The organism is Atopobacter phocae ATCC BAA-285 (assembly GCF_000526675.1).
GTDB classification, from domain to species: Bacteria; Bacillota; Bacilli; order Lactobacillales; family Aerococcaceae; genus Atopobacter; species Atopobacter phocae.
This window is the reverse complement of record NZ_JAGN01000001.1, coordinates 1-22,409: the sequence shown is the minus strand read 5'-3', so window position 1 is coordinate 22,409 and position 22,409 is coordinate 1. Positions and strand designations below refer to the sequence as shown.

Sequence of the window (22,409 nt, the reverse complement as noted above, 5' to 3'; positions counted from 1 at the left end):
AGACTTAAACATTTCTCATACTAAAGTCTTAGTTTAGATCTGTTCAATTTTAGTTATCATAACACGCATTTTTCCACCTGGTGTATCGATTGAAACTTCTTCATTTAATTTTCGACCAATTAATGCTTTAGCGATTGGTGAATCATTTGAAATTTTCCCCTCTAATGGATCAGACTCAGCTGAACCTACAATCGTATAGCTTTCTTCTTCATTAAAGTCAAGATCTTTAAATGTTACACGACGTCCTAAACTTACTTCGTCTTTAGCGATATTTTGATCATCAATAATTACAGCATAACGAATCATTTTTTCTAAAGTTGAAATTCTTCCTTCTACAAAAGCTTGTTCATCTTTTGCTGATTCATATTCTGAATTTTCTGATAAATCGCCATAACTACGAGCAATTTTAATTCGTTCAACAATTTCTTTTCGTTTATTCATAATTAAATCTTCTAATTCTTTTTCTAACTTTTCTTTTCCTTCAAGAGTCATAGGAAATGTTTTTTCTTCCATCAGTTGCATTCTCTCCTTCTTCGACTATTATATTTATTAATATATAAAAATCTTATTATGGTATATATATAGCACATACGATACCAAATTTTTAATTATATTTCAATTAATTTTTTATCATATTATTAGATATTTAAGATCGTTCTAATTTTCGTTGTTAATAAATCAATAGCCACTTGATTCTTTCCACCTTCAGGAACAATGACATCTGCAAATTTTTTAGTTGGCTCAATAAATTGTTCATGCATAGGTTTGACTACACTTAAATATTGTTGAATAACCGATTCTAACGTACGGCCTCTTTCACTAATATCACGTTGTATTCTTCTTATAATACGAATATCGTCATCTGTATCAACATACACTTTTATATCCATTAATTCTCTTAATTCTTGATTTTCTAAGATTAAAATCCCCTCGACAATAATAACATCTCGTGGCTCTTGATGAATTACTTCAGAACTACGTGTATGGCGTTCATAATCATATACGGGTTTTTCAATCGATTCTCCTCGAATTAATTTCTTCAAATCATTGATTAACAATGGTGTGTCAAAGGCTAATGGATGATCATAATTTGTTTTTAAGCGTTCTTCAAATGGAAGATGCGATTGATCTTTATAATAAAAGTCTTGTTCTAACAACATCACTGAAAGTCCTTCAAATTGCTTTAAAATTGAACGACTAACACTCGTTTTCCCACTTCCTGAACCGCCAGTCACACCGATAACTATCGGACATCTACTTTCCATAACTACATCCTCCACTATTCTTATGTCTAAATCATTTGTTAACATATTTTTCTACAAGTTCCATATGCTCTTCATACGATTGAGCGTAATACACTTTTCCTGTTTTAATATCAGCAACAAAATAATAATCTTCAGTTGGCATTGGATTTAAGGCAGCCTGAATAGCTGCTTCACTTGGATTATTAAATGGTCCGACACCTAACCCTGTATGCTTATATAGGTTATATGGAGAATCCACTTCAATATCTTTTAAAGTAACCACTTCTTTATGTTCTCCCAATGCATACAATACTGAAATATCTGATTGTATCATCATATCACTATTTAGACGATTATAAAACACACCAGAAATATGTTTACGATCTTCAATTGTACTTCCCTCTTTTTCAATAAGTGAAGCCAACGTTAAAATTTCGTGGATATTGTATGGCGATTGTTCGACTTGACTGTAATATGGCGTTAAAATCTCATCAGTTTTTTGAAGCATTTTAGTCACAATTCCTTTTAAATCTTCTCCTGGAACAACATCATATGTCGCTGGGAATAAATAACCTTCTAACATATAACGCGTATCTTTAACATTTTTAGTATCCATTAAAAGTTTCGGAAATTGAGCAACTAATTCATCCATAAATGATGAATCTTTCATTAAATTAATAAATTCTTTTTTCTTATAATGCGTAGCATCTTCAATCACGTCCGCAATTTGATCGATACTGTCACCTTCTCGAACTAATAATTTTTTCTGATTCTTAGATGCAGATGAAGCATTTTGTCCGAGAACTTCAATAATTTGATCTAATGTCATTGATGGTGATAAATCATAAAATCCAGCTTGAATATCACCAACATTTTTTGTTTTCATGTATACACTAAAAATTTTAGCATTTCTAATAACGTGTTTATCTTCTAATATTGAAGCGATTTGTCGTTTACCTGTACCATATGGAATCTCTATTTCAATTTGTTTATTTTCAGTACTTACTGGCTTTAAGGCACTTGAAACATAACGATAGCCTAATATCCCTGAAATAAGCAATAAGATAGCAAACACTGTTAAAATAGTTGTTGAAATCCGACGAACAATATACTGTTCTTTTGCTTCTTTTTCTCGTTTCTCAGCCATTTGTTTTTCTAATCGTGTCTGATTATTTTCTTTCATAGATTCTCCTTTTGACTTTAAAAATTCTGTAATTCACAAAAATGGGCGAGGAAATAACTCTCACCCTTTTTAAACGTTATTTTTAAAGTAAATCTTTTTCATCCATAAATGTATTTAATACTTCATCAATCATATCCCATTCTTCTTCTGACTCAATAGGGAATAATTCACCTTGTTTGCCATTTTCATCTTCTACAAATGAGAATGCATGTAATTCGATTGATTCATCGTCTGCTTCTGAAGCTGGATAAACAATGACATAACTTTTTTCAAAGTCTTCTGATTCAAAGCTAAAAAGAATTTGATATAAAACTTCTTGCCCTTCTTCATCAATTATTGTTAAAAAATTATCTTCACTTGATGCTTCAAAAATTTCATCTGCCATGTTTTAATCTCCTCTATTTAAATGTTGATATTATATCAGTTTATTTTTGATCTAAATAATTTTGTAATAGTAAGACAGCAGCTAATTTATCAATAACACCTTTGCGCTTTTGTCTCGAAACATTCCCTTGCTCAATCAACATCCGTTCTGCTTCCATCGTTGTTAATCGTTCATCTTGATAGACAATAGGAAGGTCAATTATTTGACTTAATGCTTCTCCATAAGCTCGGGAGGCATCTGAACGGAATCCTTCTGAATTGTTCATATTTTTCGGTAATCCAATCACAATAGTATCCACTTCATACGCTTCAATTAACTCTAAAACCCGATCTATTCCTAGCTGATTTTTATTTTCATTAATTCGTATCGTTTCGATTCCTTGAGCAGTCCAACCGAATGGATCACTTATTGCAACGCCAACTGTTTTACTTCCAACGTCTAATCCCATTACCCGCATCAGCTATTACGACCCAATTCTCGCATATATGCTTTTACTAATTCTTCTAATATCTCATCGCGTTCATGACGGCGAATCAAGTTACGCGCATCATTGTGACGTGGTATATAAGCAGGATCTCCTGATAACAAGTAACCTACAATTTGATTGACGGATTGATACCCTTTTTCTTCTAATGCATCATAAACAATTTTCAGCGTATCTTCAACAGATTGTTTATGTAAATCATCGAAGTGAAACTGTACTGTTTCATCATTTGAATGCATAAAAACACCTCCACACATTCTTTATAGTCTTTCATTCATTTTACACTGATTACTAGTAAAGGACAAGTTAGAGCAGAGAAACTATCACTTATTTATATTACGTTTGTATGACAAACGTATAGATTAAGCATTTTCTGATAAATATTGTCGTGCTAAATCGAAAGCTTCTGTAATACCTGCAGGGTTTTTTCCACCGGCTTGGCTTAATCGGTCTTTACCACCACCGCCACCTTGAATTGCTTTTGAAATAGCTTTAATCATTTTGTTAGCTGAAAGACCAGCTGATACTTTTTCATCACTCACAGCAACAATTAAGTTAGCTTTGTCTTCAACTTGTAGACCTAGAACTAAAATATCTGAGCTCTTTTGATTACGCCACTCATCAGCTAATTGCATTAAATCTTGCATACTACCTTCATTTCGTTTTAAAGCAATAAAACGAACACCGTTAATTTCTTCAACTTGGTTAAATAATTCTGCAGCCGCTTGATTAATTTGTTTCGCTACAAGAGACTCATATTTCGATGTTAATGCTTTATGTTCAGCTTGCAATTGTTCAATACGTTCTGGTAACTCCACTACTTTTTGAGCTTTTACTAAATGACTTGCTTGATCTAAAATAGTTAATCGTTCACTTAAATATTTAAATGCTTCTTTACTTGTCACTGCTTCAATTCGACGAACTCCTGCACCAATACCTGACTCACTCTTAATTTTGAAAAGTCCAATTTCTGATGTATTAGCTACATGCGTCCCCCCACAAAGTTCATTTGAGTAACCCGCAATATTTACAACTCGAACAACATCCCCATACTTTTCACCAAACAATGCCATTGCTCCTAATTCTTTTGCATTATCTAACGACATTTCTGCTGTATTTACATTTAATGATGCCCAAATTCTTTCATTGACAATTTCTTCCATGCGTTTTAATTCTTCAATTGTTACTTGGCCAAAATGGCTAAAATCAAAACGTAGACCAAATTCATTTACTAATGAACCAGCTTGGTTAGCGTGTTTACCTAATACATCTTTTAAAGCACGATGTAATAAGTGTGTTGCCGTATGGTTTCTTTTAATTAATTGTCGACGGTCAACATCTATAGCTAAGTCATATTCTTCACCCGTTTGCATAAGTGATTGCAATTCAACAATATGTATAGGCTGACCATTTGGTGCTTTTTTAACATCAATTACTCGACCAATTTTTTCGCCGTTTTTATAAATATAACCGGTATCAGCTACTTGTCCACCTTGTTCAGCATAGAATGGCGTTTGTTCAAATATCACTTCAACTTTATTTAATGAAGCATCAGCTGTCTCAATTATTTCACCTTGGTTTAGTATCACTTGTACTTTAGAAATATTTGATACAAAATCATAGCCAACAAATTCACTAGCTACTTTTATATCTCTTAAAATACCATCTTGAACTTTCATGGAGTCATCTGTATGTCGTGCTGAACGTGCACGTTCTTTTTGCGCTTCCATTTCTCTTTCAAAACCTGCTTCATCAACTTTCAAACCTGCTTCAGAAGCATATTCTAATGTCAATTCTAATGGGAAACCATATGTATCATATAAAGTAAATGCAGCTTTCCCATCAATTTCGTTAGCATTGTCTTGTTTTACTTGCTCGATATGTTGATTTAATAATGCTAATCCTTCAGTTAAAGTTTCATGGAAACGAATTTCTTCCGTTTCAATTACTTGTTCGATAAATGAACGATTTTCCACAATTTCAGGATAGAATCCACCCATAATTTGCTCAACAACTGAAACGATTGATTTTAAGAAGACATGGTTAATACCTAATTTATTACCATGCATAACACTTCGACGAATTAAACGACGAATAATATAGCCTCGTCCTTCGTTACTTGGTAATGCTCCATCTCCAATAGCAAAACTCACTGCACGAATATGATCTGCAATAACTTTAAATGAAACATCTGTTACTGGGCTATCACCATATCGAACCGTTGTTAATTTTTGAATCGATTCAATAATCGGCATGAATAGATCTGTTTCAAAGTTTGTTTCTGTATTTTGAATAACACTAACAACACGTTCTAATCCCATTCCCGTATCGACGTTTTTATGTGGTAGTGGTTGATACGTATCATCTGGCATATGATTAAATTCAGAAAATACTAAATTCCAAATTTCTAACCAACGTTCGTTTTCACCACTAGGATAATTTTCTGGATCATCTGGTGCTAAATCAGAGTGTTCTTCTCCACGATCATAAAAAATTTCAGTACATGGGCCACATGGACCGGCACCGATATCCCAAAAGTTATCATCAGTTGGAATAAGGCGTTCAGCTGGAAAGCCAACATCTTTTGTCCAAATATCAAATGTTTCTTGATCTTCTGGATAATACGTAATGTATAATTTTTCAGGCTCGAAATTTAATCCTTCTTCTGACGTTAAAAATTCATACGCCCATGGAATAACATCTTTTTTAAAGTAATCACCAATTGAAAAATTGCCTAACATTTCAAATAGAGTGTGATGGCGAGCTGTTCTACCAACATTCTCAATGTCATTCGTACGAATACTTTTTTGAGAGTTTGTCATTCTTGGGTTTTTAGGTGTTTCTGACCCATCAAAATATTTTTTTAACGTTGCTACACCTGAGTTAATCCATAATAATGTCGGATCATTTACAGGGATAAGTGATGCACTTGGTCTGATTTCATGACCACGGGCCTTGAAAAAATTTAAATAACGTTGTCTTATTTCTGAACTAGTTAACATGAGAATCCTCCACTCGAGTTGTTTAAAATTAATTAATCATAGATTAGTTATAATTGCACTTCATTTTATCGAAATTTCAGCCATTTTTCAATCATTCTTAAGAATGTTTACATTATTCTGGTAATGTCAGTCGAATTATTGGTCGATACGTATGCGAACCTGGTTGCAAAAGATAAGAATCCAGTTCGTCTGCCATTTGCATATCTATATACCGATAATAGTTCATTTGTTTCATATATTTGACGAATACATCGCTACTTTCGTAATCAATCATTCCCCCTTTTAATACACCCGGTTGATCTGTCAATTCAAAAGGCAAAGCGGGATCATTCATTTTTAATCCAAACATATTACGTTGTTGTAGTAATTGATCAAATAGTTCATCATTCAATGGCCAATTTGTTCGATTGCGAAACAAATAGCGTAATCCTGCACTTAAAGCATATTCCCACTCATCTTCACTCATTAATTCCATTCCGAGATAATCCACTTTTCTTCTTATTTCTTTAAATAAAGTGGGTTGAGCCAAATATAAATGATAGTTATCTCCATCTTCTTGGAGTTTAGCCATAATTCGTTGGCCTTTACGAATGTTTGAATCATGTGAAGATAAAGCTTTCATACTATATAGTGAATGCATTTGTTCTTCGCATACTTGACGTATCTCTGACTTTAAATCGTCATGGTTGGAATCAATATCGATTCGACCCGTTACAACATTCATCTGACCGATTAATTGATAACCAATCAATTCTGCTTCCACTTGGACAAACATAGGATCGATATCTACTTGTCTTAATTTACTTAGATTTTTGTGTAATAAGTAATCACGCTTAAGCTTCTCCTCAGCAGTCATTTGCTTTGAAGATTGTGTTAAAAACTCGGAAGGGGTAGATTGTATATTGTCATTAACATCCCATCCTAAAATAACTTGGCGCTGCCCCGGCACAAAAACAAATTCTCGTTGATTAATATAAGCTGAAATCGTTTCAGTTTTAATTCCGCCCATTGAAAATTGTTTAAGCTCAATTTTTTCAACTGCTAATAGAGGGTTGACATATACACGAAGTAGCTGTGTAATCATTAACATTTTTTGTTGTGCAGAAAGTTGACGCCACTTCGGATGATATAATGATTCAAACAGTTCCATACTCATTTTCATTTCCTCCTAAAAAATCACTCGGTTTTAATGAAGCCATGCCAATCATTGGATCAATTTGATTACTTTGAATTAAGTCAATTGTTAAATGATAGTCCATACATTCATCTTTACTTCTTAATTTTTCAGCAGATGAGTCAATCAAATCAAGTGCCTTCACATTTTTATTATTGTTTAATGGCACATGAGTCGTGCTTATGGAATCAGGCTGTTTCTCTTTTTCTTTATCAGAGTCTTGAACCGATTGTTGCGTTTCAATTGTGTTTACAATTTCTCCATACATTAGTCGCAACATAGTTTGTCTTGTTTGCCCTTGCTCACGAATAGCTAGTTGGAAAGCTGAGATGTCTCCTACCAGAATTAATTTTTTTCGACTACGCGTCATCGCTGTATAAAGCAAATGACGCTGTAACATCCGTTGAAACGACATCACTAACGGTATAATTACTACTTCAAATTCACTACCTTGCGCTTTATGAATTGAAGAACAATAGGCCAATGTAATCATTGACCATTCATTACGTGATAAAGTTACTTCAATTTCATCAAATAAAATGGTCAGTTCATCTGATTTCGATTCAGTATCTTTCCCAAGTTGGATTGCTGTTATTTCACCTACATCACCGTTATATATCCCACGTTCTGGATCATTAACTAAGTTGAGAACTTTATCTCGGACTCTAAATACTTGATCCATATATTTTACTTCTCGACGATTATCAGTTAATGGATTTAAATCATTTTGCAACTGCTTATTTAACTGATTAATTCCTGCTGGTGTTTTGTACATTGGCGCAAGTACTTGAACTTGTTGGATCGAATATCCTTGCTTTAATGTCCGTTGAACAATAGTAGAGACAACGTCTTTGACTTGAAACAAATTACTTGGAATAAACGCATGATCTTTCGATTTAACTGTCAATTCATTTGGTAATACACCTTTTCTTACCGCGTGAGACAACTCAACAATCGTTGAATCATCTGCTTGTCGATAAATATGAGTTAATTGCTTTTGTGGTAAAGGTGAAGCATTTAATAAATCTGCAAAGACTTGGCCCGGACTAACGGAAGGTAGTTGATCCTGATCACCTACTAAAATGATTTGGCATCCTAATGGTAAAGATTGAACTAATCGATTCATTAACCACGAATCAACCATGGACATCTCATCAATAATAACCAATTCTACTTCCTCTAAGTTTTGATTCTCTGAAAAAGATTCATTTGTTTCTGAAACATCACTTTCCGAACCGGATAATCCAAGTAATCGATGAATTGTAGTTGCTGGTATATTAACGCTTTCTTGCATTCGTTTAGCCGCCCTTCCAGTCGGTGCAGCTAAACGAATAGGTGAACGCGTAAATTTTTGATCTTTACGTGGCAGCTCAACCTCGTACAATCGTGCATAAGTTTGGACAATTCCATTGATTAAAGTTGTTTTTCCCGTACCCGGTCCCCCAGTAATTAAAAAGACCGGCGAATTTAATGCCGAGAGAAGGGTTTCTTTTTGATGCTTATCGTATGTCACATGATCTTCTTCTTCATGTTGTTTCAATACTTTTTCAGCTCGTTTTTTTTCTTTTTCAGTCAACAATGTTTTTCTTTGACTAAATCGCTCTAACTGATTGAAAATTCCAAGTTCAGCGTAATACAAACTTGGAATAGTTAGATTGCCGTTAAAGATGACAATCGTTCCTTGACGAACAGCTGTTTCAAGGGCATGAATAATTGGCTCATCTTCGATAATAAATCGTTGAGAGTCTTCTAACAAACGAATAGTCGCATCAAACACCACAAGTCGATCTAATAAAGTGTGACCATTTTGATAACAGCCTAACTGAATAGAATAGAATAAAGCACCAATTAAACGACGCTCATCATCGGGCGGAATATTCAAATTTTCACCCATTTGATCACATTTTCTAAAACCAAATCCATCTACTTCTTCTAAAATTTGATATGGATTATTTTGAATGACATTCAACGTATCATCTTTATAGCGTTGCCATAATTTTTGAGCTTCATGCGGTTTTAATCCGATTTTAGCTAATTCAATCATAATATAATCCGTACCGATTGCTTCTTTTAACTCTTCTAAAAAAATCTGTTGTTTTTTTAATGGGAAATTTTTGATTCCTTGAATTCTTTCCGGTTCTGATAAAAGAATATCTAAATCATTGTCCCCGATTGCTTCTACTATTCGCTCAGCTGTAACTTCTCCTACTCCTTTAAAACGAGAGCTACTTAAAAATGATACTAATCCTTCTGAACCAATGCTTTCTTGTTCATATTGTTCCACCTTAACTTGTTCGCCATATTTAGGATGGTGCACCAATTGCCCAACAATTCTATAGCGACTTTCTACGTGCAACTGGCCAAAGTATCCTGTAATCGTTAATTCTTCGGGTAACTCTTGATCAGGTGAGTCAATCACATCAACTAAAGCTACTTTATAAAGTGAATCTGGACTTTCGAAAAATATTGCCTTAATTTCTCCTGTAAAAGTAATTGCCACTGACTCACCTCTTTCTATTTATTATATTAAATCAGGTATCTATTGATATGGTAAAACTACTTCATCTTTGAAGGCGCGATCAATTAATCCGCCACCTAAGCATTCTCGGTCATTATAAAAAACGACGGCTTGTCCTGGTGTGATCGCTCGAACAGGTTGGTGAAATACTACTTTTACCTTAGTTGGATCATCTTGATTTGGATAGACTGTAACGGGTGTATCCTCTTGACGATATCTGAACTTTGCAGTACATTCAAACGGCTCTGTTTTTGTTTCATTAGTATAAGAAACTTGACTAGCTGTTAACTTATCAGCATACAGTTGCTCATGATGGTACCCTTGTCCTACATAAAGAATTTTTTTATTAAAATCTTTACCTATAACAAACCATGGCTCATTTGATTGACCCCCACCGCCAATTCCTAATCCATGACGTTGCCCAATGGTATAATACATAAGTCCTTGATGTGTACCTTTTTTCTCTCCATCAATCGTTAGCATATCACCTGGCTGGTTAGGCAGGTAATTACTTAGAAATTGATTAAAGTTCTTTTCACCAATAAAACATATACCGGTAGAATCTTTTTTCTTAGCGGTAGCTAGTTGAGCACGTTCTGCAATTTTACGAACTTCTGTTTTTTCAATCTCTCCTAATGGAAAAATTGCTCGTTGCAGTTGTTCTTGATTCAACTGACTTAAGAAATACGTTTGATCTTTATTTCCATCATGTCCTCTTAAAAGATGTGTATGCCCTTCTTGATCACAGACTGCCTTGGCATAGTGCCCCATAGCTATATAATCCGCACCTAATGTTAAAGCATAATCAAGAAAAGCTTTAAATTTAACTTCCTTATTACACATAATATCAGGGTTAGGCGTACGTCCAGCTTTATATTCTGCTAAAAAATACTCAAATACACGATCCCAATATTCCTTTTCAAAATTAACTGAATAATAAGGAATACCTATTTGTTCAGCTACTGCTTCTACATCTTTATAATCTTCAGTTGCCGTACAACGGCCAAACTCGTCAGTATCATCCCAGTTTTTCATAAATAATCCGATGACATCATAACCAGCTTCTTTCAGCAATAAGGCTGCAACCGAAGAGTCGACTCCCCCACTCATACCTAAAACCACTCGAATATTTTTATTCTCTGGTCTAGGTGTCAGTAGTTCGTCACTTTGTACAATTTGACGTTCCATTCTATCACCATCATTTCTTCAATTATTATCGATTCGATTTGAAGGTCGAATGACTTACTTATTATACCATGTTCTATTCATTTTCAACAAAAATGCTTATAACGTGTATCATATTCTTTTAAATAAAATAAAGACAGTCTAAATGACTGTCTTATATGCTTCAATATTAATGTTCATAACTTACTTTCAACTTCATATAGGCATCTTGATTCATATTTGGGATAGTTTGTAACGCGATAAAACTCATAATATACAAAGCGGATAAAAAAATCATAACTGCTTGAACACTATATCCATCCATTAACCAGCCAATAATGAGTGATGAAAACCCACCAACTGCTCGTCCTACATTTAAAATAACATTATTTGCTATTGTTTGAATGGATTGATCATATAACCGCGCTACAATCGCACCATAACCTGGAAACATCCCATTTACAAAAAATCCCATCGTTGCTCCTGCAATCAATAACGCGTTATCAGAATGAACCCAGCTAAATAAATACACGCTAATCGCTGAGATGATTAGAAACACACTAAAACTGATACGTGGTCCAAATGTATCCAACAGTCTGCCAAAGGTTAACATGCCTAAAGACATACCTAGAATAGTTGCAATCATCCATAACGAAGAATTTTTTACACTTAATCCACTTTGTGCTTGCATGATGGTTGGTAACCAATTCATCATACCAAAATATCCTGCAATTTGAACGGTTGTCATAATCATTAGCATTATAGTTTGATGGGCTAAACGTTTTGTTTTAAAGAGATCGCTTATTTTTGGTTTAGAATGACCATTTAATAACTTTTCTGAGGGATTCAATTCTTTCTCATCAGTAATCAGAAAATGAAGCATACTAACGATAACTAAAGGAAATAGTCCGAATAAGAACAGTCCACGCCAACCTAATGAAGTTAAAAACACACCTGCTATAAGGGCTGAAACAATCGATCCCACTTGTCCAGCTATTCCATTCCAAGCAGCAATCCTCCCCATACGATCGACTGGAACAAAACGAGACATGATTGCTAAAGCCAAACCATACTCACCACCTACTCCGATTCCTGCAATAAATCGGAATAAATATAATGTGTAAATATTTTGGACAAAGAAGATTCCAGCTGTAGCTAAACTAAAGATGATTAGTGTTATTTTGAAGACCTTCAATTTATTATGTCGATCGCCTAATACACCAAAGAATAGTCCACCTAACAACATGCCTAAATTTGTAATGGTTGCTATTAATCCTGCTTGAGCGCCATTTAAACTTAAATCTGCCATAATACTTGATAACGAGAAAGCTAAAAACATAACGTTTAGATCGTCTGTTCCTGATGCGATGATACTTAAAATGACAAGTCGCCATTGATTTTTTGTTATTTTCATTATTATTCTCCTTAAATGAGTACTCTCTGTTACTCGTTATTTAATAAGTGATTGAATTGTTATTGGTAGTTTTTATACCATTCTAAAAAAAGTTCGACTTCGTTTTCATTCAAAAAACCATTTTTCTTAGCTATATGAATAAGTGAGTTAATGTTTGACAAGGAATGATAAGTCATGTGTGCTTGATCAAATTGTTCACGGGCTTGTTTAAATTCATAAGAAAAAATTGAGACAACACCAACCACTTTATTTGTTTGACTTACGATTTTAGCAGCATCTAGTACACTTTTTCCAGTTGAAATCAAATCCTCAACTAATACCACTTGGTCATCAGGATTTAAATGTCCTTCAATTGCTTGCTTTCGTCCATGTTTTTTAGCGCTACTACGAACATAAATCATAGGCAGATTTAATCGTTCACTAACCCACGCAGCATGAGGAATACCAGCAGTAGCTGTTCCTGCAACTACATTTGCTATTGGATACTTGATTCGAATTAAATCAGCAAGTGCATCGGCCACTATATTTCTTTCGTTTGGATAACTTAATATTTGGCGATTATCGCAATATATTGGACTTAGTATACCACTTGCCCATTGAAATGGTGTTGTTAGATTTAAAAGTACAGCTTGCTTCTCCAATAAAATTTGAGCAATTATTTCTGACGTCACAACTAATCTCTCCAATCTTTCAAATATTTGCGATACATTTCAACTGGCTCTTTGGCCTTTATAATAGGGCGTCCGACAACAATTAAATCGCTTTGATGAACTTTAGCCTGTTTAGGCGTTGCAATACGATGCTGATCGTCATGAATCGATTGCTCCATTCTTATACCAGGAGTTAAAACGATAAATGAATCATCTGTTGCTTGTTTAATGGCTTCTACTTCGTGAACTGAAGCAACTACTCCGTCAACACCCGCATCATAGGCCATTTTTGCTAATTGAATTGTTGAATCCGTCATACTAACTTCTTTGAATCCTAATTGTTGTAACATATCTTCTGAAGTTGAAGTAAGTTGAGTTACTGCTAAAATCTTAGGATGAAATCGTCCTTTATTTCGTCCATTAATAGCTGCTTTTAACATTGTCATTCCACCCAAGGCATGAACAGTCAAATACTTTATAGGCAAGTTACTCAGTTGTTCAACCGCCAATTCTACCGTGTTTGGAATATCATGACATTTCAAATCAAGAAAAATGTGATGCCCCCTTTGAGCAAGGTTCTCAATCATATCAGCACCACTTCTAAAATATTCTGCCATACCGATTTTCACACTAATAGATTGTCCTTTAAATTGATTTAAAAAATCAAAACATTCTTCTGTTGAATCGAAATCTAATGCGACAAACAATGTTTCCATATTTCCCTCCTCTTCATCTTCAAACAAAAAAACATCTGAGCCATTCTGCCCAGATGCTTGAAAGTTTATTAATTCATTTGAAAAATAAGTTGAGTCATACAAAAATATTGCTCAACCGTTACAATCCATAAGAATAATACTTTTCATGCCTCACTGGACAGAATTAAAGTGTGGAGTCTCGCTCCTTTAAAGAGAATACTGAAAATAATAAATAATGTCAATCTTTTTATGAATATTGTTGGCGATTTCGATTAATTCGTTTTTTAGTTAAATAAAACGTATAGATTAATGGAATATTCGCACCAAACCATGCTAAAGGACTTGATAAAGCAACTCCTTTAAATCCGATATAACGAACTAATACAAATGCAGCTAATATGCGCATCGCCAGCTCCATAAAACCCGCCAATGTTGGCACAAAAGTTTGTCCCAATCCTTGCAACGTACTTCGATAAATAAACAATAGCGATAATAGTGAGTAAAAACCTGCAACACAATAAAAGTATTCACGTCCAAAGTGAATTACTTCGACTGCAGCATTACCCACAAATAATAAAATTAATTGCTCGGCTAACAAAATAAAGATAATTCCCATAATGATTGATATGGAGACCGATATTTTAATACAACTTGTAACACCTTCCCACATACGTTCATATCGATGTGCACCATAGTTTTGTCCAATATAGGTTGCCATGGTTATACCAAAGCTCATTAAAATCATAATACCAACTTGATCAATTTTTTGAGCAGCAGTATAAGCTGCGATTGCATTAGGTCCTAAACCATTTAAAGCAATCTGAACACTAACTGACCCAACGGCTATAATTGATGTTTGAATCCCCATTGGTAATCCAATCCGAACGTGTTCTTTAAGTTCTTTGTGGGTTAATTTCCAATCTTCTCGTCGTGGAAGTAAAATAGGTACACTTCTAAAAATATAAATAAAGTTTGCAATCGTTGCTACTAAAATCGAAGCAATTGTCGCATACGCTGCACCTACTACTCCCATGTTAAAATGAACAATTAGTACAATATCTAAAATAATATTTAAGAGAGAAGTAATCATTAAAAATATAAGTGGTTTTTTACTATCACCTAAAGATCTTAAGGTGTTCATTCCTACGTTAAATAATAAAATAATCGGAATGCCCGCAAAAATAACTTGAATATAAGCAATCGATTGTTCAATGATTTCCGGTGGTGTTTTCATAATGTGTAATAATTGTTTTACAATCATTAATGAAAAAATTGTTAATCCAATTGAAACTAATATGCCTACAATAATATTCGCTGCAAAGCTACGTCTTAATCCTCGGTAATCTTTTGCACCAAACTTTTGAGCAATAGGAATAGCTAAACCACTCGTAGTCCCTTGAACAAATCCTAATATTAAAAACATCAAACTACCTGTTGCTCCTAAAGAAGCTAAGGCATTAACTCCTAGGGTTCGACCAACAATAAATGTGTCGACCATATTGTATACTTGTTGAAAGACATTGCCAATCAATAAAGGAATGGCAAAAGAAATTATCAATTTCGCCGGCTTCCCTTTGGTCATGTCTTGCGCCATCTCTTTCACCTCTTCCTTTACTAAAAAAGATTATTCGGAAACTTTTTCTAATATATGTGCTGCTTCAAAGTTTTCTAATGTGTATTGAATACGCTCTAGAGCCATTTCATGATGATCTAATTTTAATAAATCAACTGGTAAAAAACGATTAGCTCCTACTACTTGTATGGATAATAATTCTTTTTCTAAATGGATGAATACGCGCAATTCTAGTCCACGTTTTGGTTCACTAGGAACATCCAAACTTCTTAAATATTCAAACCGTCCACCATTTCCCGGCATAAAGCCATTATCTCTTAATGTGTATTTTTTACATTCTGGATGAATTCGATAGACTGGACTAATTCCTTTTAATTGTGCTGTTTGACTTGCCATATAATCGCCTCTTTCTATGTTTTATATAGTTTACCATTTTTTAATTCGTTTGTATTCAGACGCAAGAAAATCAACTAAATATTTGACTTCTTCTTGTGTTGTTTCACGACCAAAAGAAATACGAATCGCTTCATTGACACGTGGATTGTTTTCTCCAAACATAGCCAATAAAACTGGACTATTTTGCAGACTACCCGCACTACATGCTGATCCAGCAGAAATAGCAATGTGCTTTAAGTCAGATAAAATCATCCACTGACTTGCTTGTATCCCATTAAAAGATATATTCCAAATATGCGGGCTATGATGTCCTTGATGTCCATTTAAAAGAAAATCAATTTCTTGCTTTAATCCATGATCTTCTAATCCATTAATTAAAATATCACCTAACTCTTTATAATGTGCTAAGCTCTTAGACACTGTTGATTGAACAGTATGTAATGCCTGAGCTAATCCCACAATATATGGAAGATTCTCTGTTCCAGCTCTTCTCCCCTGTTGTTGGCTTCCCCCACGCATAATAGGTATAAATCGATGAGGCTCTTTCACATACAGTATCCCAATTCCCTTTGGCGCATTAAATTTGTGCCCTGAAAAAGAAGCAAAATCAACGCCCCATTCACTCAAATCAATCGCCATTGTATTAATAGCTTGTACACTATCTGTATGAAATAGAATAGGTTCACCTTGATCGTTAATTTTATTTTTTAAAACACTATGAATCGATTTTATCGGAAATCGAACGCCAGTTTCATTGTTTACAGTCATTATACTTACGAGACGTGTATCAGGACGTAATGCTTTAATGACATCTTCAGCAGTAATTAATCCTGATGAATCAACTTTTAAAAATGTGACATCGAATCCGTGATCTTTCAAAATGGAAACACCGTTTAATACAGAAGGATGTTCTACACTGGATATAATAACGTGTCCAGTTTTATAACGTTCTAAAATATAATGAAATACACTATTATTACTTTCTGTCGCTCCACTCGTTATAATAATTTGCTCGGGAGCTACATTTAAATCAAGTGCCATTTGTGCAATCGCTTCTTGCATAATTCTCTTAGTTGATTTAGCCCCCTGATAAATTGCAGAAGGATTCAACCAACTATTTTTAAGATGAGAGGATATCGTATCTGCTACATCTTCTGACACTGGCGTGGTTGCTGCATGATCAAAGTAGTACATCGTATGTTCACTCCTTCTTTTTGTGATAAGATATTATCAACTCATTAATTATACTAAAATTTGAAATGAAATGAAATGAAACGAATCTACTACATACAAAGGAGTTTAATATGAATCAGCCTTTAGCTCATCGCATGCGTCCACAAAAATTAGAACATGTAATCGGTCAAACTCATCTAGTGGCCCCTGGAAAAATTATTCATCGAATGGTGGAAGCTAAACGACTCCAATCGATGATTTTATATGGTCCACCCGGAATAGGAAAAACAAGCATTGCTAGTGCCATTGCAGGAGCTACTCACTTTTCTTTTCGTCGCTTAAATGCAGCAACTGACACGAAAAAAGATTTAGAACAAGTTATTATAGAGGCTAAAATGAGTGGAAGCATCATTTTATTACTGGATGAAATTCATCGACTTGATCGAGTAAAACAAGATTACTTATTACCACACCTTGAAAGTGGAAAAGTTATTTTAATTGGTGCCACTACAGAAAATCCTTATTTAACCATTCATCCAGCTATTCGAAGTCGAACACAAATTTTTGAACTACATCCATTAACGATTGACGATGTAAAACTCGCTATTGAACGTGCTCTAGAAGATTCAGAAAATGGTCTAGGAGAATTAAATATTCAAATAGATGAAATAGCCTTAAAACATTTTTCAGAAGGAACGCATGGCGATTTACGTCAAGCACTTAATGCTTTAGAATTAGCTGCTTTAAGTACTTTGCCTGATAAACATGGAGTTATTCATTTAACGCTAGAGGTTGCTGAAGAAAGTCTTCAAAAAAAAGCAATTAGTCACGATGCAAAAGGAGACTCGCATTACGACGTGATTTCTGCTTTTCAAAAGTCCATTCGTGGTTCTGATGTAGATGCCGCTTTACACTATTTAGCACGCTTAATTGATGCGGGCGAACTAGCAACAATTGCTCGTCGCTTATTAGTTATTGCTTATGAAGATATAAATTTTGGCAATCCGAGTGCGTGCGAAAGAACCGTTTCAGCTGTCAACGCTGCATTACAACTCGGCTTTCCAGAAGCACGCATTCCTCTTGCACATGCTGTTATAGATTTAGCACTTTCACCTAAATCAAATTCCAGCTTAATCGCAATTGACAAAGCGTTAAATGATTTACATAACGGAAAAACAGGGTTTGTTCCTAAACATCTTCAAGATGCTCACTATAAAGGCGCTCGTGAACTTAATCGTGGAATCTCTTATCAATACCCTCATGATTTTCCTGATCATTTTGTCAAGCAACAATATTTACCAGATCATTTAGTTGGAACTAAATATTTTATACCTGATCCTACAAGTAAATATGAACAAGCCTTAAAACAACAATTAAATCGTTTCACACCATAACAAAAACCGGACAAACTTAACGTTTGTCCGGTTTTTGTTATGAATTTTATTTCCAAAAGTCTAATAACGAATCGTCTAATCCAATATTTCGCGCAATAAATACTGGTTCTTTATTCGCACGCCGCTGTTTAGTGTAATCATTTAAAACTTTAATTGCAATTGGACTTAATATTAAAATTGAAGGTAAATTGATTAATGCTAATAGAGCCATCAATAAATCTGCTACGTGCCAAACAAATCCTTGTTCTTGTAGCGCTCCAACAAAAATGAGAACGACTGCAATTAAATGATAAATAATCATAATCGACTTTCTTGGAACTTTTCCTAAAATATACGTTAAGTTTGAATCAACATAAAACAAATTACCGATTAAAGTGGTGAAACCAAATAATGATAAAGACATAGTGATAAAATAATTGCCCCAACTTCCCATAAATGTACCTAGTGCCATTTGAATATATAAAGCACCTGATAATTCTGGTGCAGGTACAATACCTGAACTTAAACACATAAAAGCCGTGGCCGAACAAATAATAATAGTATCTATAAACACTGAAATCATCTGAACTAAACCTTGTTTAACTGGGTGTGATACTTGTGCAACAGCCGCAGCATTAGGGGCAGAACCAATCCCAGCCTCATTTGAGTACAACCCTCGTTTAATTCCATACATCATACTAGATCCGGCAATCCCACCAAAAATGGCTTTAAAATCAAATGCATCTTGCATAATTAGACGTAAAACAGTTGGCATATATGAAAGGTTGGTAGCAACCATGATCAACGACATTGTCACAAAGACAATTCCCATCATTGGAACTAAAAATGAAGTGAATTTAATAATTCGTTGTCCACCGCCAAATAAGCAGTATCCTGTTACAAGTGATAAAAATCCACCAACTAATATTGGCGTAACACTTGCGTCATAAAATTCATATACGCGAAAACTATCTTGCATATTGTATGCTGCTAACATATTAAAACCAACTGCATAAGTCAAAATAAGAAAGACAGCAAAGATCACGCCAAGTTTTCTATTTTTTAATGCAATTTCAATATAATAAGCTGGTCCACCGTAACTTTGGTTGTATAAATTTTTTCGTTTATATATTTGCGCCAATGTAGATTCAATGAATGCACTAGCTCCACCGATAACAGCCACTAGCCACATCCAAAATACTGCGCCATACCCTCCTAAACAAAGTGCAGTTGACACACCTACAATATTACCTGTTCCCACGCGTGAAGCGGTAGAGACCATCAATGCTTGAAACGATGAAACACCATTTCCCTCACTTGGACGTTCCATAATTACGCGAAGTCCTTCTTTTAACAATCGGACTTGAATCAATCGTGTTCGAAATGTGAAAAATAACCCCGTCCCCAGCAATAGGATAATTAAGATAGGAAAATAAAGCACATCAGTTACAGGTTGTATAATTTTATCGATATATTCGATCATTCCACCACTCCTTTTAAAAGTTAATCAATTTCTAATGTAACAGATTTTTTTTATATCAACAAGTTTTTTTAACAATCAATCTAATAAAAAAGATTCATAAATTGATAAATTGTTTAAAATATGATATATTGTTTTTGTAGAAATCTGAGATGTTCGTGGCATTCTTAAAGTGTTGACCGAACATTTACTATTTTTTTGGGATTTGTGTATGTGTTACTAATAACAAGCCATTTCACATGGAAGTTAGCTGTTACACGCGACAGAACCCACCTGCTTATACGCGGGTTCAAACTCTACGGATGCATTACACGGCATCATCGGAAATCTACCTTTTATAGTACTTAAAAAGCACGGCGCTTGCCGTGCTTTTATTATTTGAAAATTATTCTTTTTTTGTTAAAGTATGAGTAAGACCACTAAATAAGGATTGGAGATTATCATGTTAAGTTGGCTGAAAGACTTTTTATCACCTAATGACCTTACTATCATAAATTTTGGAGATAGTTTAACCTATCGTTTTGAAAATGCATCTTCTCATTTATTAACACTTAAACTAAAGCAAATGCTGCCTGAAATTAATTGGATTAATTCAGGAGTAAATGGGAACACAATATTACAGGCTAAAGAACGATTTGAACGGGATGTACTTAGTCATCATCCTGATATAGTTACTTTTATGTTTGGCAGCAATGATGCCAGTATGGACCGAAATGTTCCGGTGGAGGCATATCGACGTACTTTAAATGAAATGATTGAAATATTAGGTAAAGAGCGAGTTATTTTAATTACGCCCCCACCTGTTGATGAATCTAAACAAATGGGGAAACGCACAAATGAACGAATTAACTGGTATCGTCAAGTGGTTTTAGAAATTGGACGAGAACAAAAAATTCCCGTGATCGATCTATATAATGTTTTCTATGAGCATTCTGATTTTCCAAATATTTTAAAAGGAAAGAAAGATGATGGACTACATTTTGGAGAATCCGGTTATAATTTATATGCTGCTTCGATTGTCAAAATGCTGAAAACTCAATTTTTAAAATAAAGAGAAGCGACTTCGCTCCTGTTCATTAAATATAAATTGTGATATAATTATCTTATAAAAGGCATACATGATTTGACTTTAAGTCGAATAATTAAAAAATAGAGGAGTGGTTCACATGTTACCTCAATACAAAAAAATATTAGTACCCATCGACGGATCAGATGAAGCATTTTTAGCTTTTAAAAAGGCTGTAACTGCAGCTCGGGACAATGATTTGCGTAAATTAGTATTAGCACATATTATTGATACAAGAACCCTTCAGACACCTACAGGATTTGATGGTGATTTCACTGATGAAATTATTCAACAAACTCAAAACATTTTTAACGAGTACACTCAATATGCCAAAGAACATGGTGTTGATCAAATTGAAACTGTTATTGAATATGGTTCACCTAAGACCATTATTTCCAAAGACTTACCCAAACGATACAACGCTGATTTAATTATGATGGGTGCAACTGGTTTAAATGCAGTTGAGCGCCTATTAATCGGATCAGTTTCATCGTACGTTATTTGCCACGCTATATGCGATGTATTAATTGTTCGAACAAACGAAGAAAATTAAATAAAATATATAAAAAGAAGACTATTCTATTTAGTCTTCTTTTATTTTTAAAAAAAAGATTGAAGCAATATTATTTATCGCTTCAATCTTTTATATCATCGCTGTTTATTTTACACTATGCACTACTCCTGGATCTAGCCCCTGAGACTCTTGAATGAAATTTGGCGAACCTTTTACAATAATCAATAATCAATAAAAAATAGAGTTGAGGCCTTCGGTCATCAACCCTATAAATTATAAAACTTCTAAAACAAGGGTATCTATAGCTCATGTCAAATATGGAAAATTATTACTTCTCACAATAATAACTTTTAAAAATTAGTCTTTATATAATTTTTTAATGAGAGCGACATTTTCTCATTACCTACAAGGTGATAGAGATATAAAGAATGTAAAAAATATTTTTTTACTTCTTCTTTTTCCGAAAAGCTTTCACTAACATTTCCGAGTAAACAATACAAGTCTGGCAATAAGTAGTAATGATTATGCTTCTTACAAATATCAATTGTTTCCAAAATTTCTAAAATCGTTTCATCTAATTTATTTTCTAACCACAAATGATGACAATGATTATATCTTACTTTTATCAATAGCTCTAAATCGTCAATATGATTTATGTTAGAATTGCTTAGTTGAAAAATAATGGTACGATACATATTTTCACTACTTTCTTTATTGCCAGAAAGAGAATAAAAGTTTAATAAACTATTTGAAAATTTATAATAATCACGTTCTACATATGTCAACTTACTAATTATAGACTCTAATTTTTTTATATTCTTCCTTTTTTTAGTCAAGTCCATAATCTTGTGTAAAAGTTTCTAGTACAATGTTCTATACTCTCTTACTGGTTAAACTTGATATACTTTCTTTTAGAACTGA

At 34.0% G+C, this 22,409-nt stretch carries 21 protein-coding genes and 1 other RNA gene; 4 read left to right on the top strand and 18 right to left on the bottom strand.

All coding sequences use genetic code 11. The features are described 5' to 3' along the window. Positions 1–33: 33 nt before the first annotated feature. The 16 genes from greA to L866_RS0100030 form a co-directional block, all read right to left on the bottom strand. Positions 34–513, bottom strand: a complete 480-nt coding sequence (greA, locus tag L866_RS0100105) for a transcription elongation factor GreA (RefSeq protein WP_025727938.1) — start codon at positions 511–513, stop codon at positions 34–36. Between the two features lie 125 nt (positions 514–638). Next, entirely contained in the window at positions 639–1,265 is a 627-nt protein-coding gene (udk, locus tag L866_RS0100100) for a uridine kinase (RefSeq protein WP_025727936.1), read from the bottom strand. Between the two features lie 31 nt (positions 1,266–1,296). Beyond that, the gene (gene mltG, locus L866_RS0100095) at positions 1,297–2,427 is read right to left on the bottom strand and encodes an endolytic transglycosylase MltG (RefSeq protein WP_025727934.1); all 1,131 of its coding nucleotides are present in this window, start codon (positions 2,425–2,427) and stop codon (positions 1,297–1,299) included. A gap of 82 nt (positions 2,428–2,509) precedes the next feature. Next, the gene (locus L866_RS0100090) at positions 2,510–2,812 is read right to left on the bottom strand and encodes a DUF1292 domain-containing protein (RefSeq protein WP_025727932.1); all 303 of its coding nucleotides are present in this window, start codon (positions 2,810–2,812) and stop codon (positions 2,510–2,512) included. A gap of 40 nt (positions 2,813–2,852) precedes the next feature. Then, positions 2,853–3,269 carry a Holliday junction resolvase RuvX gene (gene ruvX, locus L866_RS0100085; RefSeq protein WP_025727930.1) on the bottom strand — a complete coding sequence of 139 codons (417 nt, stop codon included), beginning with the start codon at positions 3,267–3,269 and terminating at the stop codon, positions 2,853–2,855. Beyond that, positions 3,269–3,535, bottom strand: coding sequence for an IreB family regulatory phosphoprotein (locus tag L866_RS0100080; protein WP_025727929.1), 267 nt, complete (start codon positions 3,533–3,535; stop codon positions 3,269–3,271). The genes ruvX and L866_RS0100080 overlap by 1 nt, the downstream gene beginning before the upstream one ends. 123 nt (positions 3,536–3,658) lie before the next feature. After that, a complete protein-coding gene (gene alaS, locus L866_RS0100075; RefSeq protein ID WP_156919486.1) occupies positions 3,659–6,304 on the bottom strand; it encodes an alanine--tRNA ligase in 2,646 nt (881 codons plus the stop codon). 106 nt (positions 6,305–6,410) lie between these two features. After that, on the bottom strand, positions 6,411–7,454 hold the full coding sequence (locus L866_RS0100070; RefSeq protein WP_025727927.1) for a hypothetical protein: 1,044 nt from the start codon (positions 7,452–7,454) through the stop codon (positions 6,411–6,413). Further along, positions 7,435–9,972 (bottom strand): SF1B family DNA helicase RecD2, encoded by a 2,538-nt coding sequence (gene recD2 / locus L866_RS0100065; RefSeq protein ID WP_025727926.1) that lies wholly within the window; start codon positions 9,970–9,972, stop codon positions 7,435–7,437. The genes L866_RS0100070 and recD2 overlap by 20 nt, the downstream gene beginning before the upstream one ends. 39 nt (positions 9,973–10,011) lie before the next feature. Then, positions 10,012–11,178: a tRNA 2-thiouridine(34) synthase MnmA gene (mnmA, locus tag L866_RS0100060; protein WP_025727925.1), complete on the bottom strand. Its 1,167-nt coding sequence runs from the start codon at positions 11,176–11,178 to the stop codon at positions 10,012–10,014. A gap of 166 nt (positions 11,179–11,344) precedes the next feature. Then, a complete protein-coding gene (locus tag L866_RS0100055) occupies positions 11,345–12,568 on the bottom strand; it encodes an MFS transporter (RefSeq protein ID WP_035445750.1) in 1,224 nt (407 codons plus the stop codon). A 59-nt stretch (positions 12,569–12,627) separates the two neighbouring features. Further along, on the bottom strand, positions 12,628–13,239 hold the full coding sequence (gene pyrE, locus L866_RS0100050) for an orotate phosphoribosyltransferase (protein ID WP_025727921.1): 612 nt from the start codon (positions 13,237–13,239) through the stop codon (positions 12,628–12,630). A 2-nt stretch (positions 13,240–13,241) separates the two neighbouring features. Then, positions 13,242–13,934: an orotidine-5'-phosphate decarboxylase gene (gene pyrF / locus L866_RS0100045; protein ID WP_025727919.1), complete on the bottom strand. Its 693-nt coding sequence runs from the start codon at positions 13,932–13,934 to the stop codon at positions 13,242–13,244. Between the two features lie 226 nt (positions 13,935–14,160). After that, positions 14,161–15,507, bottom strand: a complete 1,347-nt coding sequence (locus L866_RS0100040; RefSeq protein ID WP_025727917.1) for an MATE family efflux transporter — start codon at positions 15,505–15,507, stop codon at positions 14,161–14,163. Between the two features lie 30 nt (positions 15,508–15,537). Then, positions 15,538–15,882, bottom strand: coding sequence for a hypothetical protein (locus L866_RS0100035; RefSeq protein WP_025727915.1), 345 nt, complete (start codon positions 15,880–15,882; stop codon positions 15,538–15,540). 30 nt (positions 15,883–15,912) lie between these two features. After that, entirely contained in the window at positions 15,913–17,076 is a 1,164-nt protein-coding gene (locus L866_RS0100030) for a cysteine desulfurase family protein (protein WP_025727913.1), read from the bottom strand. Between the two features lie 110 nt (positions 17,077–17,186). Here L866_RS0100030 and L866_RS0100025 point away from each other — a divergent pair, with 110 nt between their 5' ends. Further along, a complete protein-coding gene (locus L866_RS0100025) occupies positions 17,187–18,449 on the top strand; it encodes a replication-associated recombination protein A (RefSeq protein ID WP_025727912.1) in 1,263 nt (420 codons plus the stop codon). Between the two features lie 46 nt (positions 18,450–18,495). On the opposite strand, the gene L866_RS0100020 is transcribed toward L866_RS0100025, so the two are convergent. After that, on the bottom strand, positions 18,496–19,911 hold the full coding sequence (locus tag L866_RS0100020) for an alanine/glycine:cation symporter family protein (protein WP_025727910.1): 1,416 nt from the start codon (positions 19,909–19,911) through the stop codon (positions 18,496–18,498). 138 nt (positions 19,912–20,049) lie between these two features. On the opposite strand from L866_RS0100020, the gene ssrS reads away from it, so the two are divergent. From ssrS to L866_RS08255, 3 genes are all read left to right on the top strand, one after another. Continuing rightward, positions 20,050–20,239: non-coding RNA, 6S RNA (gene ssrS / locus L866_RS09180), on the top strand. Positions 20,240–20,350: 111 nt separating this feature from the next. After that, positions 20,351–20,959, top strand: a complete 609-nt coding sequence (locus tag L866_RS0100015; protein ID WP_025727908.1) for an SGNH/GDSL hydrolase family protein — start codon at positions 20,351–20,353, stop codon at positions 20,957–20,959. Positions 20,960–21,074: 115 nt separating this feature from the next. Continuing rightward, positions 21,075–21,527, top strand: coding sequence for a universal stress protein (locus tag L866_RS08255; RefSeq protein ID WP_035445744.1), 453 nt, complete (start codon positions 21,075–21,077; stop codon positions 21,525–21,527). Between the two features lie 311 nt (positions 21,528–21,838). On the opposite strand, the gene L866_RS0100005 is transcribed toward L866_RS08255, so the two are convergent. Beyond that, positions 21,839–22,330: a hypothetical protein gene (locus tag L866_RS0100005; protein WP_169729056.1), complete on the bottom strand. Its 492-nt coding sequence runs from the start codon at positions 22,328–22,330 to the stop codon at positions 21,839–21,841. Positions 22,331–22,409 lie beyond the last annotated feature (79 nt).

Coding starts and splice junctions, on each gene's coding strand:
- L866_RS0100030 (WP_025727913.1), bottom strand. CDS start 17,076: ATGTACTACTTTGATCATGCAGCAACCACGCCAGTGTCAGAAGATGTA.
- L866_RS0100015 (WP_025727908.1), top strand. CDS start 20,351: ATGTTAAGTTGGCTGAAAGACTTTTTATCACCTAATGACCTTACTATC.
- L866_RS08255 (WP_035445744.1), top strand. CDS start 21,075: ATGTTACCTCAATACAAAAAAATATTAGTACCCATCGACGGATCAGAT.
- L866_RS0100025 (WP_025727912.1), top strand. CDS start 17,187: ATGAATCAGCCTTTAGCTCATCGCATGCGTCCACAAAAATTAGAACAT.
- L866_RS0100070 (WP_025727927.1), bottom strand. CDS start 7,454: ATGAGTATGGAACTGTTTGAATCATTATATCATCCGAAGTGGCGTCAA.
- L866_RS0100020 (WP_025727910.1), bottom strand. CDS start 19,911: ATGATCGAATATATCGATAAAATTATACAACCTGTAACTGATGTGCTT.
- L866_RS0100035 (WP_025727915.1), bottom strand. CDS start 15,882: ATGGCAAGTCAAACAGCACAATTAAAAGGAATTAGTCCAGTCTATCGA.
- L866_RS0100055 (WP_035445750.1), bottom strand. CDS start 12,568: ATGAAAATAACAAAAAATCAATGGCGACTTGTCATTTTAAGTATCATC.
- ruvX (WP_025727930.1), bottom strand. CDS start 3,269: ATGCGGGTAATGGGATTAGACGTTGGAAGTAAAACAGTTGGCGTTGCA.
- L866_RS0100040 (WP_025727917.1), bottom strand. CDS start 15,507: ATGGCGCAAGACATGACCAAAGGGAAGCCGGCGAAATTGATAATTTCT.
- greA (WP_025727938.1), bottom strand. CDS start 513: ATGGAAGAAAAAACATTTCCTATGACTCTTGAAGGAAAAGAAAAGTTA.
- L866_RS0100090 (WP_025727932.1), bottom strand. CDS start 2,812: ATGGCAGATGAAATTTTTGAAGCATCAAGTGAAGATAATTTTTTAACA.
- udk (WP_025727936.1), bottom strand. CDS start 1,265: ATGGAAAGTAGATGTCCGATAGTTATCGGTGTGACTGGCGGTTCAGGA.
- L866_RS0100080 (WP_025727929.1), bottom strand. CDS start 3,535: ATGCATTCAAATGATGAAACAGTACAGTTTCACTTCGATGATTTACAT.
- mnmA (WP_025727925.1), bottom strand. CDS start 11,178: ATGGAACGTCAAATTGTACAAAGTGACGAACTACTGACACCTAGACCA.
- pyrF (WP_025727919.1), bottom strand. CDS start 13,934: ATGGAAACATTGTTTGTCGCATTAGATTTCGATTCAACAGAAGAATGT.
- L866_RS0100005 (WP_169729056.1), bottom strand. CDS start 22,330: ATGGACTTGACTAAAAAAAGGAAGAATATAAAAAAATTAGAGTCTATA.
- mltG (WP_025727934.1), bottom strand. CDS start 2,427: ATGAAAGAAAATAATCAGACACGATTAGAAAAACAAATGGCTGAGAAA.